The organism is Desmonostoc vinosum (assembly GCF_059505385.1).
Genome location: NZ_JCACKM010000055.1, coordinates 1 through 18,117, shown reverse-complemented (window position 1 = coordinate 18,117; position 18,117 = coordinate 1). Strand labels below are relative to the sequence as shown.

The window sequence follows — 18,117 nt, the reverse complement described above, 5'->3', positions numbered from 1 at the left end:
ACTCCCTTCTTTGATGTTGACGATATTCCCCTTGTGCTTGTACAACTAGAGCGGATAGGATTGTAATCTTTATGAGATCAACACTTACCTACTGATGGCAATTAACAAGTAATGAGTTAAGGGTAAGTATCAAAAATGAGTAAAACAGTTAACAAACAATATAATTAAGATTAAAAATGATACAAACTAGTAGGGGAAACCTCAAAAAGTATACGGATATACTTATACCGTTTGAGAAATTTAAAAAGTAGAGACCTCAGATATAGTAAATAATGCTGAAAATCATATATAGTCTGGGTGACTAGACTCAGGATAAAAAACGTAATAAAATCCAGCACGATTCACTCTTACCGTTGTAGTAAAAAGTAGCGCAAATAGGGGGCGCAGAGACGCGTGGGTCTTTTCAGGAACTTTCTTCGCACATCATGGGATATGGGTATCGACCTCGGTACTGCAAATACCCTCGTTTATGTATCTGGTAAAGGCATCGTACTCCAAGAGCCTTCAGTAGTTGCTATTGATCAAAATGAAAAAGTAGCACTGGCAGTAGGAGAAGAAGCCAAAAAAATGCTCGGCCGGACGCCTGGAAATGTAATTGCTCTGCGTCCCTTGCGCGATGGTGTAATCGCTGACTTTGATACAGCTGAACTGATGCTAAAAAGCTTTATTCAGCGTGTAAATGAAGGGCGATCGCTAATCTTACCCCGAATCGTGATTGGGATTCCCAGTGGCGTTACAGGGGTAGAAAGGCGAGCTGTCATGGATGCAGCTGCTCAAGCTGGGGCTAGAGAAGTTTATTTAATCGATGAACCTGTAGCTGCGGCAATTGGTGCAGGACTCCCGGTTGCCGAACCAACTGGCAACATGATTATCGATATTGGTGGCGGGACAACAGAAGTAGCAGTGCTGAGTCTCCAAGGCACGGTGCTGAGTGAATCAGTACGCATCGCCGGCGATGAACTGACTGAAGCAATCATTCAGTACTTAAAAAAAGTTCATAATTTAGTGATTGGGGAACGTACTGCCGAAGATATCAAAATTCGTATTGGCTCAGCCTATCCCACCAACGATGATGCTGACGCCATGATGGAAGTCCGAGGTTTACATTTGCTTTCCGGTTTACCACGAACTGTAACAATTAAAGGCCCAGAAATCCGTGAAAGTATGCTAGAACCATTATCGGTAATTATAGAAGCTGTGAAGCGGACATTAGAACGCACACCCCCGGAACTAGCAGCAGACATTATTGACAGAGGTATTATGCTCGCTGGTGGTGGTGCTTTGCTTAAAGGTATAGATACTCTCATTAGCCACGAGACAGGAATCATAACACACATTGCAGCCGATCCTCTAAGCTGTGTTGTCCTGGGAACAGGTCGTGTGTTAGAAAACTTTAAACAGCTAGAGCGGGTTTTCAGTGGGCGCTCCCGCAATATGTAGCAAAAAATATTAGATATTAAGTTCTATTTGGGTTCTATTTGGGTTCTATATAAAAAGAATTCAAATAGAACTCAATTTATAAGTATATTACTAGAATCATAAGGTATGTATGGTTACAGTACGGCGTTGGTGGAATCGTAAAGGATTACAAATCGGGCTACTGGCTTTATTAGTTGGTAGTGCCTGGATACTGCGTCAAACTCAAGGCGGACTGCTGCTTGAAATGTACCAAACTATTTATCAAGGTATTACTCGTCCCTTGCAGATGTTGCAGCCAGGGCCAACTTCAGAAGAACGTCTCAAGAATGCCCAAGTAATGGAGTTAGAAACGCGCATAGCAGACCTGGAAAGTCAAAATCAAAAGCTGCAAGATTTACTAGGGTATGTCGAAAAAGAGCCGTTGTCAGCGCGCCCAATACCAGCGCGGGTGATGGGACGCAGTGCAGACCATTGGTGGCAACAAGTTACCCTCAATCGTGGTGCAAATGCTGGAATTCAGGAGGGTTTCATCGTCAAGGCAGATGGTGGATTAATCGGTCTGGTGGAGAGTGTAACTGCCAACACTAGCCGCGTATTATTAATTAGTGACCTTAAGAGTCAAGTAGGTGTAACAATTAGCCGCACAGGAGCTAAAGGCGTTTTACGGGGAGATTCTTCCGCAGAAGCAGTCTTAGAATTTTATGAAAAAGTTCCAAATGTGAAAGTGGGAGATTTAATTTCTACATCTACCTACAGTCAGAAATTTCCCTCTGGTTTAGCGGTAGGACGTATAAAGTCCTTAGATTTGAAGAAACTTCCAGCATCAGTAGCCAAAGTAGAGCTTTTTCCCCCAATTCGTTCTCTAGATTGGGTAGCTGTCTATCCCAAGCTAGAAAACCAAGAACCGCAAAAGTCTAACTAAATTCTTTGAGAAAAGTTATCAGAAAATGAAGATTCCTGCATTTGGTAGCAGCAGACAGAAAAAGCCAAAATCGTCTCGCAGAAGATCAAGAATTCAGATTCAATCTATTGCACATTTGCATCCCCGTATTCGTAAATTGCTGGATTGGATGGTGACGGTTGGGTCTGTAGTGTTATGTTTGCTGTTATTGCCAACTCGCCTACCGGGTATGGAATTATTGGGAATTGGGCCTAACTGGCTGTTAATTTGGGTAGTAGCTTGGAGTGTTAAACGGTCTGTCTTTACCGGAGTTATGGCAGGTATAATTTTAGGGTTACTTCAAGATGCGATGACAGCGCCTCATCCTACTCATGCTTTAAGTCTTGGTATAGCTGGATTGCTCACTGGTCTCATCCAAAAACAGCGTTTTATTGAAGAAGATTTTATTTCTATCGCTTTAATTGTTTTTGTGATGGCAGTTTTAACAGAGACTATTTTTGGATTGCAATTGACCTTGATCGGCGATCGCAAAATAGCAGATATCTGGACATATTATCAACGTGTGGCTCTTGCTTCGGCTATTTTGAGTAGTCTGTGGGCCCCTGTTGTTTATTATCCGCTCAATCGGTGGTGGCAAAAGTTAAAGTTGGCCCAGCATTCTTAAAAAAATTCGTAATAAGTTATTTCAACAATCACCAAATTTGGATGCTTGGTTGGCAGCACTTAAAGCTTAAAAATGCTCGTAATACTCCAAGGGAGTCGCTACGCGTTTACGCAGTATAGCGAAGCTATCGCGCTTTCATCTGCAACCTGTCCCTTACTCGCTACTGCTTGGGTTTATTGGCAGTAACTACAGAAGGAATTGAGGCAAAAATTGATTATTGACAAGATAAACCTGACCTTTCTGAACGGCTTTGAGCGTTTTCCACAGTGGTCTTTGTTTTAAGCGTTCAAAAGTTGTTTTTCCTTCTTGAAAAATTAAAATTCCCAACTAATCGAGCCAGTGATTGTCAAAGGCTCACCTCGGTAGATGTAGTTTCTGCTAGTGCTAGCTCTGACATAATCTATATCAAATAAATTGCGGATATTAATCCCTGCCCTAAAACCATCTCTACGATAGTAAAGCGACCCATCAGTCCGCAGGTAATCGTCTAGCTCAAATGAGTTATCTAAATCACCTTGTCGATTGCCCACATAAAACAGCCCTAAACCAAAGCCTAAACCTTTCAAATCCCCTTTCTGGATTTCATAGGTTGTCCAAAGACTTGCCTGATTTTGTGGCGCACCGGGTAGTTGGTTACCCACAGGAGTCACCTCATCTTTCGTCACAATTGCATCTGTGTAAGCATAGGATGCCGTCACTTTCCAGCCGGGTAAAAGCTCACCTGCAACATCTAATTCAATACCTCGACTCCGTTGCTCTCCGGTTTGGATGGAAAATAGAGGATTATTGGGATCTGTTGTGGTGACATTGGTTTTGGTAATTTGATAAACAGCTAATGTTGTTGAAAGTTTCTTGTCTAGAAAGTCTGCTTTTACACCCACTTCGTATTGAGTTCCCTCGGTGGGTTCAAACGCTCTCCCATCTGGGTTAAATCCTGAAGTTGGGAAGAATGAAGTGGCATAGCTGGCATACAAAGAAACCGCGTCACTGGGCTGATATACCAAGCCAATCCGAGGGCTAAAGGCTCCATCATATTGGATTGGTTGGTCGATTCCATCTTCAAAGGTTTCATTTTCAGAGGAAACCCAATTGTAGCGCCCACCGATCAGGAGCTTTAGGTTGTCACTAAAAGCAATTTGGTCTTGTAGGTAAATTCCATAGTTTGAGTTGATATTGCTGAAACCAGTTAGCAATACACTGACATTGGATATGGAAGCATCATAGTTGGGATTCCGAATATCGAAAGGTGGTAAATCGCCAGTAAGCAGTTCACCTACTTGGTATACAGACCGATAGTAATCGGCACCAATTAACAATTGATGTTCAATACTACCCGTTTTAAACTTGCCCAACACGTCGATTTGGGCAGCATAGCTATCATTCGCATTTGTACCATCAAGAAAAAGAGTAAAAGGAAAAGGTGCAGATTGATCGATCACGTCACTGAAAGGAGGTACAACATCTGTCTGTTTGCCGGTTGATCCCGTTCCAGCAAAGGTGTTGCGAATTTGCCAGTTATCATTGAACTCATGCTTGAGGCTATAACCATATCTCTGAGTGGTTTTCTCAAACAAGGCGATATCAGGATAACCGATGAATAGGTTGCGGGGAGTTAGACTGCCATCTGCTAGAAGTAGAGCAAACGACTCAGGTGGGTTGGAAGTAACACGAGTGTATTCATAGTAGAGGTTTAAGCTTGTGCGATCGCCTAAGTTCCAAGTAATTGAGGGTGCGATCGTTGTTTGTTCCGAGTTGACAAAGTCTTGAAAACTGTCTGCCCCTCGATAGCTGGCGATGAATCGGTAAAGCAGGTTTTTATCTCCAGTCAATGGTCCAGAGACATCGATACCGGGCTGGTAAACTCCATAGTTCCCTGCTTCAAACTCTAGTCTGTAATAAGGTTCGGTTAGAGGTTGCCGAGTCACTATATTAATTACACCACCAGGTTCCAACGCACCGAATAGAACCGAAGCCGGGCCTTTGAGGACTTCCACTTGTTCGATTGTACCGATAGATGACACACTATAGTAGTCAACATCGCGAGTACCGTTTCGCAAAGTTGCAGCACTACCTACAAATCCCTGCTCAAATCCTCTAATAATTCTATTGCCAGTTTGTCCGTTGTTATTTCCACCATCGAGAACTCCACTAACGGTTTCCACTGCCTGGGTAATATTTGTGGTTTTGCGGTCTTCTAGCACCTGTCGCGGCACCACCTGAATCGACTGTGGAATATCCCGAATCGGCGTATCCGTCCGCGTTGCTGTACTCGCATTCGGCACATTATACCCATCCTGCTCACCTGTCACCACCAACTCAATCGGGTCATCCGGCTTCTCTTGGGGTTTCTCGGTTACTGGCTTTTCCTCTACTGGGGTTGTGTCTGGTGGTTTCGTTGCAGTTTCTGTCGATGCTACTGCAAAAATCAACCCGGCGTTATCGTCAAATAACTCAACTACAGGTAAGGCTTTCTCACCAATTACCGTCACCCTGACAGTATTCGCATCAATATTTATAACTGTAATGGACGTAATTCCCGCAAGAGGTTTTTCCGATTTAAAGGTGAAAGCGTCCCCATTGGCTAATCGCAACTGCCCACCAGTTATGTCTGCGATAAAATTATTCCCCGTACTGCGATTGGCAACTTGCAGTTTATCCCCTGCGATTGTCTCTAAAATCACCTCCACACCATTCTCGGTGAGACTTGCCTTTACTCCCGTAATTGTGACAACTGAACCTGCTTGAGTAGGAGGGTTGTCTGGTGTTGGCGACTGTACCAGCATTTGAGCGCTAGTCGCGGGAAGTTTGATCTCACTCAATTGGGAAATATTTTTACTTGCTGTATCCGCTTTTGTCTTTGCAACCTTCCGATCTATTTGATCGCTATTTTCTTGTGCCTGTACTGGTTGGGCTACTAGCACCAATAAAGCACCTATCAAAGATAAGCACCGTAGCTGACTCAACATTGCTCACACCACACTGAGAAACACTCTCAGGTACTCTACAACTTTGTTCAGTCCAGATGAATAGAGTTTTGATCGCTAGACGGAATTTTTTTGATCCCTAGACGGAATTTTTTCGTTGCTTTTTGTATTCTTTGGGGTTTAGTCCAAATTTATCTCGGAATGCAGCCGCAAAATAACCTCGATTAGCAAATCCCACCAACCGCGAAACTTCCGTCGTATTTATATCTTCCGTTTCCAGTAATTGGCGAGCTTGTTCTAAGCGATAATCATGCAAGTAGCTAAATACTGTCTTACCAAACACTTGACGAAATTCGCGCTTGAGGGTGCATTCGTTTAGTCCTGCTTGCCTTGCCAACTCGCCCAGTGAAAGCGGATGAGCTAAATTCTGTAATAAAATTTCTCTAGCGTGATAGATGCGATCGCGTCGCTCTGGCTCTAGATTAATAGCCTGTATTCGCCCTTTGTAAATTTCTGTCTCTTGCTCTAGTACCAATGCCACTACTTCCAGTACTTTTCCTTGCAAACACATCCGTTTAGTAATACCCTGATAGGGACAGCGTAAAATTTGCCACAACATACGTTCCATCATAGGCGTTATACTTGCACAGCGCGTGTAGTGTTCTTGATCGGGTTGACGAATCAAATGCGAAAATTGTGCAGGAAGTTGTCCTTGGAAGTTGCCAATGAAAGAATGTAGCACCTGTGGTTGTATAGAGATTGTTATTTCCAAAATGTAATGGCTGTCAACACTATCTATGATGTCTTTGGGGGCTATGCCGCTACCATAAAGGGCGTACTGATTGTCACCGACCTCAGTATACTTATCCTTGTGTTGTCCACAGAGATGGAAGTGAAAATCTAGCCAACTTTCCCGTTCTGGACGAGTAATAAGTAGGCGATTGTGCCATCGAAAATTATCAATCCACAGTTCCAATCCTTCCCTGAGTATGATTGTTCTTGAATAGCCATCTCCCAGAAGCATAGGCGTTGGATGGACCATATCTAGCTCATCATCGGGATCTAATTGATAGCACTGTTCAACCGTTTCATCATGTAAATCATCGAAGCCTTCCAGTGGGATGGTGATTTTCAAGTCGCTTCACTCCAATTCAAAATTCATGCATTCAAAAGATTAGTGAGGGCTTGAAACACCCATTTATCTAAGACCGCCAAATCGTTTGTAAAAAAAATAATTGAGAAATTATATCATTATTTCCGAAGCTGTTATCAAGAAAATGCTGTTGACGAAATATTGCTTAACATTTCCAACTAGGGGAGATGTCAATAGGATTTACGAGAAGCGATCGCGCTCAGTTATTGAAATCTATGTCTTGGCTGTGTAGCGATAGCCAACTACAACGCTGCTAAAATAAATCCAGAAATACTTGATGCCCTATCGATTCTATGACCATAGCTCAAGATAAGATATCTCAACAAGGCATCTGTGAAGATGTTACCTTTCCCCCTGGTGATTTATATAGCGACGAGCCTCCCTTGGAAACCGAACTGCATCTGAGACAAATAATCCTACTTTTAACCTGTCTAGAATGGCTATGGCGAGATCGAAATGATTTCTATGCAGCTGGAAACCTGACAATATACTATAGTCCAAATCAACTCAAATCAGAAGATTTCCGAGGCCCAGACTTTTTTGTAGTCTTAGGATGCGATCGCAAAACCCGTAAAAGTTGGGTAGTTTGGGAAGAAAATGGTAAATATCCGAATTTAATTATAGAAATTCTGTCAGACTCAACAGCGAAGACAGACAAAGGTTTAAAAAAAGAAATTTATCAAGATACTTTTCGCACTTTAGATTATTTTTGGTTCGACCCATACACACAAGAATTTGCGGGATTTCATTTAGTAGATGGAGAATATCAACCTCTGCAACCAAATGCACAAGAATATTTGTGGAGTCAACAGTTAGGGTTATATTTGGGAGTTTATCAGGGTTTATTGCGGTTTTTTACACCAGATGGGCAACTAGTACCAACACCTGAAGAAACGGCACAACAAGCACAACAAAGATTAGAACAGGCACAACAAACAGCACAACAGACACAACAAAGATTAGAACAGGCAGAACAAACGGCACAACAAGAAGCTGAAAAGGCACAACGTTTAGCAGCAAAATTGCGGGAGTTAAATATCGACCCAGATACAATTTAGACTACTGCGATCGCTCTATGTATAGCAGGGAACAAAATTTATACCAATTTCTAACTATTACTTTAAGAGCGATCGCCTAAACAGGATCGAAAAATTGAGGCAGCACCATATTTGGTCTAAAGAAAAAAATGAGCGATCGCTCTAAATGTCAGCAAGCGATCGCGCTCAGTTATTGAAATCTATGTCTTGGCTGTGTAGCGATAGCCAACTACAACGCTGCTAAAATAAATCCAGAAATACTTGATGCCCTATCGATTCTATGACCATAGCTCAAGATAAGATATCTCAACAAGGCATCTGTGAAGATGTTACCTTTCCCCCTGGTGATTTATATAGCGACGAGCCTCCCTTGGAAACCGAACTGCATCTGAGACAAATAATCCTACTTTTAACCTGTCTAGAATGGCTATGGCGAGATCGAAATGATTTCTATGCAGCTGGAAACCTGACAATATACTATAGTCCAAATCAACTCAAATCAGAAGATTTCCGAGGCCCAGACTTTTTTGTAGTCTTAGGATGCGATCGCAAAACCCGTAAAAGTTGGGTAGTTTGGGAAGAAAATGGTAAATATCCGAATTTAATTATAGAAATTCTGTCAGACTCAACAGCGAAGACAGACAAAGGTTTAAAAAAAGAAATTTATCAAGATACTTTTCGCACTTTAGATTATTTTTGGTTCGACCCATACACACAAGAATTTGCGGGATTTCATTTAGTAGATGGAGAATATCAACCTCTGCAACCAAATGCACAAGAATATTTGTGGAGTCAACAGTTAGGGTTATATTTGGGAATTTATCAGGGACTATTGCGGTTTTTTACACCAGATGGGCAACTAGTACCAACACCTGAAGAAACAGCACAACAGACACAACAAAGATTAGAACAGGCACAACAAACGGCACAACAAGAAGCTGAAAAGGCACAACGTTTAGCAGCAAAACTGCGGGAGTTAAATATCGACCCAGATACAATTTAGACTACTGCGATCGCTCTATGTTTAGTAGGGAACAGAATTTATACCAATTTCTAACTATTACTTTAAGAGCGATCGCCTAAACAGTATCGAAAGAGCCAATGACTAACAAAGCGAGCAAGTTAAAACTCCCAACTGATAGAGCCAGTGATTGTAAAAGGCGCACCTCTGCGGATATAAAGTGGGCTATTTGAGTAGCTAGCATAGTCTGTATCAAATAAGTTACGAATATTCAGTGCGGCTCTAAACCCATCTCGACGATAGTAAAGTGCCGCATCAGTACGTAAGTAATCATCCAATTCAAACGAGTTAGCCAGATCACCTTGACGCTCACCTATGTAAAACAGTCCCAAGCCAAATCCTAAACCTTTGAGATCGCCCTGTTGAATTTCATAGGTTGTCCACAGGCTGGCTTGATTGTAGGGCACATTAAAGAGTCGATTGCCAACCGCAAAGGTTTTATCTTTGGTGATTTCTGCATCCGTGTAAGCATAGGAGGCAATCACCCGCCATCCTGGTAAAATCTCACCAGCAACATCTAGCTCAATCCCTTGACTCTGTTGCTCCCCAGTTTGGATAGAAAGGAATGGGTTATTGGGATCGGCTGTAACCACGTTTGTTTTGGTAATTTGATAGGCGGCTAAGGTGGCTGAAAGCCTTCTGTCTAGCAAGTCTGTTTTAATCCCAACTTCATACTGAGTCCCTCTCGTTGGCTCAAATATTTGATCTGGGGTAAATGATGTGGTCTGGACAAAGGAGCGACTATAGCTGGCATAGAGAGAAACGGTATCGCTGGGCTGATACACTAGCCCAATGCGTGGGCTGAAAGCACCATCAGTTACCACTGGCTCATCAGTGTTATTAAAGAGAGTTTCAGATTCATTAGATACCAAATCATAGCGACCGCCAATGAGTAGTTTCCATTGATTGCTAAACTCAATCTGATCTTGAAGGTAAACGCCATAAGAGCGAGTTTGCGACTCGGACACAAAATCTTGGACTAAATCGCTGGGTCTTGTGACATTGTAGATTGGGTTCAGCAAATCTAGACGAGGTAGGGGTTCTTGACTGGTGAAAGAGCTAAAGCTCCCAGATTTATCCTCAACATCAAAGCCTACTACAAGTTGGTGTTTGATCGAACCTGTATTAAACTTTCCCACCAAGTCTATCTGTCCAAAATAAATGTTAGTTGAATAGAAACGATCAAGATAGAGGTAATCTATAAAGCGATCGTCCACGATCGCAATAGGGACAGCAAATCTCTGATTGGGAACTTGAAAGTTGTTGATGTAAAGGGCGCTGCGAACCTGCAAGTTGTCGTTAAAGTTATGCTTTAGCTCGAAGCCATACTGTTGACTTTGCCTGTTGTCAAAGGTCAAATCTGGATTACCCCAAACATTAACGCCTCTAGGTAGAAGACTACCATCACTAAGTACAGCAGTGTGGAGACCACCATAAAGATCTCCTCTGTATCTACTGTATTCATAGAATAAATCCAGGCTGGTGCGATCGCCCAAATTCAAGCTAATCGAAGGTGCAATGAATGTATTGTTCTTGCCACCACCGTTAAAATAACCATCAAACGTGTTGTAGGCGGCAATAAACCGATAGAGAATATTTTTGTCAGTAGTCAATGAACCGGATAGATCAATACTGGGCTGATAAAATCCACGATTACCTGCTTCAAAACCAAGCTTATAATAAGGCTCTCTCAGCGGCTTTTTGGTGATCGTATTGATAACTCCACCGGGTTCTAGCGCACCAAACAAGACAGAGCCGGGTCCCTTGAGTAACTGTAATTTCAGTGATTCCCGCAACTGGTTTTTCAGAACGAAATGTAAAAGCCTCGCCCGAAGGTAAGCGCAATTGTCCGCCAGATACATCGGCAATAAAATTATTACCAGTACTGCGATTTGTCACTTGCAGTTGAGGCCCAAGCGGGGTTTCTAAAATCACCTCCACACCTTTATCTGTGGGATTGGCTTTAACTCCGGTGATTGGTACAACTTGATTTGTCGGTATTGGCGACTGTACTAGCATTTGGGCGCTAGTGCTAGGACGCTCTATCTGATCGAGTCTAGGAATCTCTCTAATTGACCGGGAATTACGTATTACCGATGCCACAGATTTATTTTGTATCTCTTGCTTAGGTACTTCTTTTGCAGCTGCACTGACTGCACCCCAAAGCCAAACGGAAGTTGTCAGTAAGAAAATCTTTACCAACTGTTTTTGTTTCACTTAATTACCCCACACCAGACTCAAACAAGAATTCTTATCAACAAACACTATCAGTAATCTAGTGCCATAAGAAAGCTGTTTTGGTCGCTAGCTGTAGTTTTTTTGGTCACTAGCGGGATTTTTTGCGTTGCATCAAGTACTGTTTTGGGTTGACACCAAATTTTTTCCTAAAAGCGGCGGCAAAGTAACTGCGGCTGGCAAAGCCGATTTTTTGGGCAACTTCACTCACTTTCATTTCCCCTGTTTCCAGCAATTGATACGCCTGTTCTAAGCGGTAATCGTGGAGATAAGCAAACAAGGGCTTGCCGAATACCTGTAAAAACCCGCACTTGAGGGCATACTCATTGAGTTTGACCAAGCGTGCTAGTTCTGCGGTAGAAGGTGGATTATCTATTTGTTGCAATAACAAGTCTCTGGCATGGAGAATCTGCTCTAATGTTCCCGGCTTTAGCGGCTTGTGTGTCTGGCTTCCCATCTGAATTTCTGCTTCTTCCTTCAGCAGTAGTGCTAATAGTTCCAGCACTTTGCTTTCCAAGTACATGCGCTTAATCATGCCCTGGTAGGGACAATTTAAAATATCTCGCACATTGTATTGCATCATCGGAGTCATGAGATTGGAGCGAAAGTGGAGGGGTTGGTCTGGCTGACGCACTAAATGTCGCAATGCTTGTGGTAATTCCCCGGTGGAATTGCTGATGAAGGACTGCAACAATTCTGGTTGAAAATGCACACCCACAAACAGTTGCCGTCCTTGTGAAAAATTATCTTCTCCTCTAACACCTATACCACTGCCACAAAAACCATACTGTCCGGCTGCTGTCTCATTAACTCCCCAAACAGAGTTTTCCCACCACTGTCCTGAAAGCATCAACCAAAACTCTAGGGGATGAGGATGGTCAATGCGTTGTTTTATCAGGTTGTCATGGCGCTGATAGCTTTCAATCTCTAACACCAAGTTTTGTCGCAGTTCCACTCGTCGAAGATACCCTTCCCCCAATACCTGGGGACACTTGTAGGTAACATCTAACTCATCATCGGAGTCACTGTTTTGTGGAGTTTCGTTAGCTTCTGCAAAAATTTCTTGGTAAGTTTGTGCTGAAATAGCGATGGTCATGACTAATCGAACTAGAACTTATTGAAATTAATTATCACTATTCTCTTAACCCTGCACAAGCTAAATTACCCCTCATCTGGAGGTGTCAAATTTCCTACCAGTTTGCGTACCCCACGTTGAAAAAATTGGTATTCTAAAAACGGTTACGATAGGCAGTCTTGCAGTCGGAGGATTGCAACCCATCAATCAAAACGTAGGGTGTTAAAAACTACACCTGCTAGCTCCTAATCCCCAGTTTCCAGTCCCAAATCTACAAAGGGTGCAGTTAACGTTAAAGTTGAACTATCCAAATTCAAGGCTGATTTAGTTCGCAGCCAACAATAGTGCTGAGACATTGCTGTTTAATAATTACAATCAAAGCGTGACTCTCTTGTCAAGAGGCTGCGTCAATGCGTGCAAAATTATAGCATGGCCCAAAATTTATGGATAATTCTCCAATGGTCACTCCAGCAGATGCATCCCTACTCAATTACACTCAAATGCGATCGCCACTGGGATCAGATTCACCAGTCAAGACAATAGTAGGAAGTGATTTTGACGCCCGCATGATGCAGCGGTGTTTGGAACTTGCCCGTCGTGCTTTAGGACGCACCTCACCAAATCCCCTAGTAGGTGCAGTAATTGTCAAAGATGGAGAAATTATTGGTGAAGGGTTTCATCCGCGGGCAGGCGAACCTCATGCAGAAGTTTTTGCTTTGAGGGCAGCAGGTGATGTTGCTGATGGTGCAACTATATATGTTAATCTCGAACCTTGCAATCACTATGGACGTACCCCCCCCTGTTCACAAGGTTTAATTACCGCTGGGGTTGCCAAGGTTGTAGTGGGTATGGTTGACCCCAATCCTTTGGTAGCAGGGGGTGGTATTGCGCGTCTGCGTGCAGCTGGCATAGAAGTAGTGGTCGGAGTAGAAGAAGCAGCCTGCCATCAGCTAAATGAGGCTTTTGTACATCGCATTCTCTACAAACGACCTTTAGGTATTTTGAAATACGCTATGACTTTAGATGGCAAAATTGCTACCACCTCTGGTCATAGCGCTTGGGTAACAAACCCTGCCGCCCGTGGCGAAGTACATCAACTCCGGGCTGCTTGCGATGCCATAATCGTTGGCGGGAATACAGTACGACAAGACAATCCTTATTTAACCAGTCATTTAGAAGGGGCACATAATCCTTTGCGCGTGGTAATGAGTCGCCAGCTCAACTTACCAGAAAATGCCCGTCTGTGGCAAACTGCGGATGCTCCTACGCTGGTATTAACAGAATTAGGAAGTTCACGTGAGTTTCAAGAACTTTTACGTCGTCGGGGCGTGGAAGTAGTAGAATTTACATCTCTGACACCAGAACAAGCAATGACGTACTTGTATGAGCGGGGTTTTTGTAGCGTGTTGTGGGAGTGTGGTGGTACTTTAGCAGCAAGTGCGATCGCTCAAGGAGCAGTGCAAAAAGTCTTGGCTTTTATTGCCCCAAAAATTATTGGTGGCGACAACGCCCCCACACCAGTAGGGGATTTAGGTTTTACTTCCATGACTCAGGCACTGCCCCTAGAACGTGTCCGTTGGCGTGTAGTGGGTTCCGATTGTTTAGTAGAAGGTTATCTGCCTCCAAAAATCAATAGTCAAAACTATTGACTATTAGTAAGCTTTTACACAAGTAAATTGCACTCTTACTAGCAAGGTTGTCCTTGGTCATTGTACACGAGTTGAAACTATTGTACTTTTTTTAACTATGAACACTGACGTTCATAAGCAAGATCGCGAATGAGCGATAGCCGAGATTGAATGTAGTGGCTGAGGAAATCGGTTTCGTTAGGATTTAACAAAACTTGCGTTTGGGTTTGTTTCACCAACCACTGCACCAAGCTAGCATCGTCCAACTGCAAGAGGAGCTTGGCTTGGGCAGTTTCAACCACAGTCCAAAGCTGACGCATAACTGTAGGAGTCATCAGACCTCAATTGAATCATTAGCTTAGCTTTTTTCAGATTACACAATTCCGGCAGCATCTTTCGATATGAATGTAGAAGCTGAGATAAGTATTATCAAAAACTTCATAATGCGATTTATATCTTTATGAAGATTAAGAATTGGAAATTGGGAATGGTGTTGGTTATTTCTCCTCGTTTGCTGAGTGTATCCCGAATGGAAAGTAAGCTACACATAGCGTCTTTGACAAAAGAAGCCGAAGTGTTGGTGACTGAGCGAATTTGTATTAAGCGTAGTCGAATTGACATCCTCACTGCGCTTAAAGGGCAGTGATTCCCAAGAATCACTTCTTGAGTTTCCTATCTCTTCGGCTGCCAGCTAGACTAACGTTAGCGTTAATCCCCGCCGCATCGCCTCCATAGGCAATTTCTTTGACTTCCAGGCTATGCCCTAGCCCAGAAGCGGAAATTAATTCCAAACCGCGATTTCTAATTACCTGCGCTGCTGCCACGTCACGTGATGTAGTGTAGAAACACACAGGACAAGAGTGGATACGTTGATTTAATTGTTTTTTGCCAGTATGCGTTCCACACTCAGGACACTGTTGTGAAGTGTAGTTCTTATCCACATCGTATCCATCCTAATTGAGGCAGCTTAAGCAAGTTACCATTGATTGGATTGTTGCCTAATTGAGGAAATACAAATGACCGCATTCGGTATTTATTCTTGAAGCGAGGAAAGCCTCGCTTCTTCGCTCTCATGTCCTCAAAAGCTCTATCCAGAGTTCTTAAGACTTGCTGTAATACTTGAGAATGTACTTCTTTAAGAAGTGGGAATTTCTCTTTTGCAAGAGTTAATCGCTTGGCTTGAGTGTGGTAGCTAGGATATAGTTCCTCAGCAGGGAGAATATATTCCGCAAGGGTAGAACAAGCATTGGCAGCACATTTGCGTGAATTCAACCAATCCTTACGTTCCCGCAAAGCAAAATTCCACACTTGGCGACACACGAACAATATCCGCTCAATGGTATCGACCTGTTTGGAAGTTGGTTCTAGTTTGAATTCCCACGTCATGTTTAACATTTGCTATATTTTACACTCAACATGAGTGTATGTAAAGCCGTCCTCTATTTCCTTAAAGGACGGGGTTTTAAACCCAAATTTTCGATAAAAGTAATACTTCTTAACTGAAAATCAAACATTGTTGATATTAAGTCACAAAAATAGCGATCGCTCTTTGAACTCACAAGTGTTTTGTAAAGGATAATTGATATTAGTTGTCAAACCCACTCCTAAGATTAGAAACTAATAGATACAACACAGGCAATTATTTTTATGAATGCTATTTCTAACTTTGAATACAAGCGACCGATTTGGCAAACCGCCATCGTCTTGACTTTGGGCTTTTGGCTCAGTGCCAGCTTAGTTTTAGATTGGGTAATTATGCCTAGTCTTTATCTTTCTGGGATGATGAACCAAGCTGGTTTTACTACAGCAGGCTATGCGATTTTTTGGAGTTTCAATCGCATGGAATTATTATCTGCTGCTGTAGTTTTAACTGGAGCGTTGGCTTTAAATAAAACTCAATCTCAGTGGCGTCTTAGCAGTGTAGCTTTATCTGTATTATTGCTATCTGTAGCACTGCTTGATACCTACTTCTTAACTCCACAAATGTGTGCTGTAGGAATTCAGCTCAACCTGTTTGAGGCAGCAGCAGCAATCCCAACAACAATGAATTTATTACACGGCGGTTATTGGCTTTTAGAGATTGTCAAACTTGTGGTAGGTGGTATGCTTTTAAACTGGTACTGGCGGCCGCAAGGTTAAAAGTTAAGTTTCAAAAAAGCCGCAAAGATGCTAAAAAACTTCAGCATCTTTGCGGTTTTATCTTGTTTAAATTATTTATTTAGAATCTGATGATGTTTCATCGTTGAATAACAGTAGACGCGCAGCGAGAATCGCAAATCCGACAGCTGCGATCGCTTTTAACACACGCGCAGGTAATAATTCTGACACGGCTCCTCCTGCTAAAGCTCCCAAAAGGCTTGTTAACAGGAGTGCGCTCGCTGTGCCAAAGAATACAGCACGCGGAGATCGACAACGACCAGAAAGCGCGATCGCTGCTAACTGACTCTTGTCACCCAATTCTGATAAAAAAACTGTAATAAAGCTTAATCCTAAAAGATGCCAATCCATATTAGTTGGGGAGTGGGGAGTGGGGAGTGGGGAGTGGGGGAGATGAGGGGGATGAGGGAGATGAGGGAGATGGGGGAGTAGGAGAGGCAGCACTTCGACTTAGCTCAGTACAAGTTCCCAATTACGAATTACGTTAGCGCAGCGGTAGCGACGTAGGAGCGTCATTACGAATTACGAATTACCAATAACTACATCCCAAAACAGCATTAAAGAAATCAATAACAACATGATTCCGGCTGATTTTTGTACAGTTTTGGGGCTGAGTCGGCTAGCTATCCAGCTACCTAACAGCACACCTAACAAGCTAGTAGTTATGAGTGCAGCCGCAGAACCGATGAATACTATCCATGGAGAATGAGATTCTGCACTCATCAATAGAGTTGATAGCTGAGTTTTATCACCAATTTCTGCGAGAAAAATGGTGATAAAGGTGGTACCAAAAACTACCGCTGTGGACTGCTGGTTTTTCTGACTATCGTTAACTGCTGCTTGAGTTGGTTCAATAGTGGCAGTAGTTAAATTAAAATCGGTGCTGTTTTGGAGTTCTGGTTGGCTTTGTGTTTCAGATACATCAGAACTGCTTGAGGGTGCAATGTCAAGTTTCACAGGCGGTAGTTTTTTTCCTAGATTGCTTTCATATTCTTATCATATTCTCAGATTCTTGTAATAAATTGCAACTCTATGCTGCAAAGCTAAAGAAATGTCTAAAAAATTGCTTACAAACCGACTGCTTTATCGAAGCGCAGCATTTCTAAACTGCGATCGCCATATACCCCTTCTATTTGCTGGCGACAGCAGTCAATAGCAAAATCGTTTAACTCTTCTGGCTCAATTTCATACATATCTTGAAACACTTCTGCTTCCACACGACAGAAGCGGGGACGATGGGGATAGATGCGACATTCTCGCGTAGTATGGTCGAAATGAATGCACCACCCACCCTCACCTACCATGCTGAGATACAGTTCCAGTTCAGTTGGTGAGAGATACTTATGTATATCTGGTCGATCTGCCGGCTCAAGATTACAGCAGGCTCCACATTGTTTTACACATTGCCAAGTTGACATTTTGGGGATTGGGGATTGGGGATTGGGGATTGGGGCAGGGTGCGAGGGTAAGGGGGAGATCTATGTGTAACTTTCCCCCTGCTCCCTCATCTCCCTCATCCCCCTCATCTTCACCTAGCCCATATTTTACTTTTTTATATCTTTTTTTATAATTTTGTTAAGTAAATTAAAAGTGGCAGGCGATCGCCAGATATGATCAATTGCGGGTTTTGTAAATGAGCTATTGAATTTTTTAAGACAATTGGGAGGACAAGAGGGAAATGATTGACGCTTTAGTTAACACTTTTACCAGCATTAATTGGGAAGTTATCTTCCAACTTCTATTTGTAGCACTGATTGTGCTTGCTGGCCCAGCGGTAATTTTTGTGCTGGCATTTCGCAACGGCAACCTTTAAATAATTCGTAATTCGTAATGACGCGACGCTCCTGCGTCGCTAACGCTGACGCTCGTACCTCGCTACCGCTGACGCTCGAGGACTCGCTAC

18 protein-coding genes and 1 pseudogene are annotated in these 18,117 nt (G+C 42.8%); 9 read left to right on the top strand and 10 right to left on the bottom strand.

The window, feature by feature from the left end:
* The first annotated feature begins 432 nt into the window (after nucleotides 1-432).
* The 3 genes from AC5JMF_RS09755 to mreD all read left to right on the top strand — a co-directional run bounded on the left by AC5JMF_RS09755 (nucleotide 433) and on the right by mreD (nucleotide 2,984).
* Nucleotides 433-1,440 carry a rod shape-determining protein gene (locus AC5JMF_RS09755; protein ID WP_495795511.1) on the top strand — a complete coding sequence of 336 codons (1,008 nt, stop codon included), beginning with the start codon at nucleotides 433-435 and terminating at the stop codon, nucleotides 1,438-1,440.
* Nucleotides 1,441-1,549: 109 nt separating this feature from the next.
* Nucleotides 1,550-2,341 carry a rod shape-determining protein MreC gene (mreC, locus tag AC5JMF_RS09750; RefSeq protein WP_495795510.1) on the top strand — a complete coding sequence of 264 codons (792 nt, stop codon included), beginning with the start codon at nucleotides 1,550-1,552 and terminating at the stop codon, nucleotides 2,339-2,341.
* A 25-nt stretch (nucleotides 2,342-2,366) separates the two neighbouring features.
* Complete coding sequence (gene mreD, locus AC5JMF_RS09745) at nucleotides 2,367-2,984, top strand: rod shape-determining protein MreD (protein ID WP_495795509.1); 618 nt, start codon at nucleotides 2,367-2,369, stop codon at nucleotides 2,982-2,984.
* A gap of 314 nt (nucleotides 2,985-3,298) precedes the next feature.
* Here mreD and AC5JMF_RS09740 read toward each other — a convergent pair whose 3' ends face one another.
* Nucleotides 3,299-5,950: a TonB-dependent siderophore receptor gene (locus AC5JMF_RS09740; RefSeq protein ID WP_495795508.1), complete on the bottom strand. Its 2,652-nt coding sequence runs from the start codon at nucleotides 5,948-5,950 to the stop codon at nucleotides 3,299-3,301.
* 97 nt (nucleotides 5,951-6,047) lie between these two features.
* Nucleotides 6,048-7,043 (bottom strand): helix-turn-helix transcriptional regulator, encoded by a 996-nt coding sequence (locus AC5JMF_RS09735; protein WP_495795507.1) that lies wholly within the window; start codon nucleotides 7,041-7,043, stop codon nucleotides 6,048-6,050.
* A gap of 311 nt (nucleotides 7,044-7,354) precedes the next feature.
* Here AC5JMF_RS09735 and AC5JMF_RS09730 point away from each other — a divergent pair, with 311 nt between their 5' ends.
* On the top strand, nucleotides 7,355-8,119 hold the full coding sequence (locus AC5JMF_RS09730) for a Uma2 family endonuclease (protein WP_495795506.1): 765 nt from the start codon (nucleotides 7,355-7,357) through the stop codon (nucleotides 8,117-8,119).
* Between the two features lie 259 nt (nucleotides 8,120-8,378).
* The gene (locus tag AC5JMF_RS09725; protein ID WP_495795505.1) at nucleotides 8,379-9,101 is read left to right on the top strand and encodes a Uma2 family endonuclease; all 723 of its coding nucleotides are present in this window, start codon (nucleotides 8,379-8,381) and stop codon (nucleotides 9,099-9,101) included.
* Nucleotides 9,102-9,220: 119 nt separating this feature from the next.
* On the opposite strand, the pseudogene AC5JMF_RS09720 reads toward AC5JMF_RS09725, so the two are convergent.
* Nucleotides 9,221-11,210 (bottom strand): annotated as a pseudogene (locus tag AC5JMF_RS09720) (TonB-dependent siderophore receptor).
* Nucleotides 11,211-11,445: 235 nt separating this feature from the next.
* Entirely contained in the window at nucleotides 11,446-12,450 is a 1,005-nt protein-coding gene (locus AC5JMF_RS09715; protein WP_495795504.1) for a helix-turn-helix transcriptional regulator, read from the bottom strand.
* Nucleotides 12,451-12,872: 422 nt separating this feature from the next.
* Between AC5JMF_RS09715 and ribD the strand changes: the two genes are divergently transcribed.
* A complete protein-coding gene (gene ribD, locus AC5JMF_RS09710) occupies nucleotides 12,873-14,078 on the top strand; it encodes a bifunctional diaminohydroxyphosphoribosylaminopyrimidine deaminase/5-amino-6-(5-phosphoribosylamino)uracil reductase RibD (protein WP_495795503.1) in 1,206 nt (401 codons plus the stop codon).
* 95 nt (nucleotides 14,079-14,173) lie between these two features.
* Here ribD and AC5JMF_RS09705 read toward each other — a convergent pair whose 3' ends face one another.
* Nucleotides 14,174-14,392, bottom strand: a complete 219-nt coding sequence (locus tag AC5JMF_RS09705; RefSeq protein ID WP_495795502.1) for a hypothetical protein — start codon at nucleotides 14,390-14,392, stop codon at nucleotides 14,174-14,176.
* A gap of 125 nt (nucleotides 14,393-14,517) precedes the next feature.
* Here AC5JMF_RS09705 and AC5JMF_RS09700 point away from each other — a divergent pair, with 125 nt between their 5' ends.
* Nucleotides 14,518-14,703, top strand: coding sequence for a hypothetical protein (locus AC5JMF_RS09700; protein WP_495795501.1), 186 nt, complete (start codon nucleotides 14,518-14,520; stop codon nucleotides 14,701-14,703).
* Between the two features lie 10 nt (nucleotides 14,704-14,713).
* Here AC5JMF_RS09700 and AC5JMF_RS09695 read toward each other — a convergent pair whose 3' ends face one another.
* Together AC5JMF_RS09695 and AC5JMF_RS09690 are read right to left on the bottom strand one after the other, a co-directional pair.
* On the bottom strand, nucleotides 14,714-14,998 hold the full coding sequence (locus AC5JMF_RS09695) for a zinc ribbon domain-containing protein (RefSeq protein ID WP_495795500.1): 285 nt from the start codon (nucleotides 14,996-14,998) through the stop codon (nucleotides 14,714-14,716).
* Nucleotides 14,991-15,443: an RNA-guided endonuclease InsQ/TnpB family protein gene (locus AC5JMF_RS09690; protein WP_495795499.1), complete on the bottom strand. Its 453-nt coding sequence runs from the start codon at nucleotides 15,441-15,443 to the stop codon at nucleotides 14,991-14,993. The genes AC5JMF_RS09695 and AC5JMF_RS09690 overlap by 8 nt, the downstream gene beginning before the upstream one ends.
* A 261-nt stretch (nucleotides 15,444-15,704) precedes the next feature.
* Between AC5JMF_RS09690 and AC5JMF_RS09685 the strand changes: the two genes are divergently transcribed.
* A complete protein-coding gene (locus tag AC5JMF_RS09685) occupies nucleotides 15,705-16,196 on the top strand; it encodes a hypothetical protein (protein ID WP_495795498.1) in 492 nt (163 codons plus the stop codon).
* A 75-nt stretch (nucleotides 16,197-16,271) separates the two neighbouring features.
* On the opposite strand, the gene AC5JMF_RS09680 is transcribed toward AC5JMF_RS09685, so the two are convergent.
* The 3 genes from AC5JMF_RS09680 to AC5JMF_RS09670 form a co-directional block, all read right to left on the bottom strand.
* Nucleotides 16,272-16,565 carry a TMEM165/GDT1 family protein gene (locus tag AC5JMF_RS09680; RefSeq protein ID WP_495795497.1) on the bottom strand — a complete coding sequence of 98 codons (294 nt, stop codon included), beginning with the start codon at nucleotides 16,563-16,565 and terminating at the stop codon, nucleotides 16,272-16,274.
* 171 nt (nucleotides 16,566-16,736) lie between these two features.
* Nucleotides 16,737-17,171 (bottom strand): TMEM165/GDT1 family protein, encoded by a 435-nt coding sequence (locus AC5JMF_RS09675; protein ID WP_495795496.1) that lies wholly within the window; start codon nucleotides 17,169-17,171, stop codon nucleotides 16,737-16,739.
* A gap of 110 nt (nucleotides 17,172-17,281) precedes the next feature.
* Nucleotides 17,282-17,632 (bottom strand): YkgJ family cysteine cluster protein, encoded by a 351-nt coding sequence (locus AC5JMF_RS09670; RefSeq protein ID WP_495795495.1) that lies wholly within the window; start codon nucleotides 17,630-17,632, stop codon nucleotides 17,282-17,284.
* A gap of 260 nt (nucleotides 17,633-17,892) precedes the next feature.
* On the opposite strand from AC5JMF_RS09670, the gene psb30 reads away from it, so the two are divergent.
* Nucleotides 17,893-18,027 carry a photosystem II reaction center protein Ycf12/Psb30 gene (gene psb30 / locus AC5JMF_RS09665; protein ID WP_495795494.1) on the top strand — a complete coding sequence of 45 codons (135 nt, stop codon included), beginning with the start codon at nucleotides 17,893-17,895 and terminating at the stop codon, nucleotides 18,025-18,027.
* The last annotated feature ends 90 nt before the right edge of the window (nucleotides 18,028-18,117 follow it).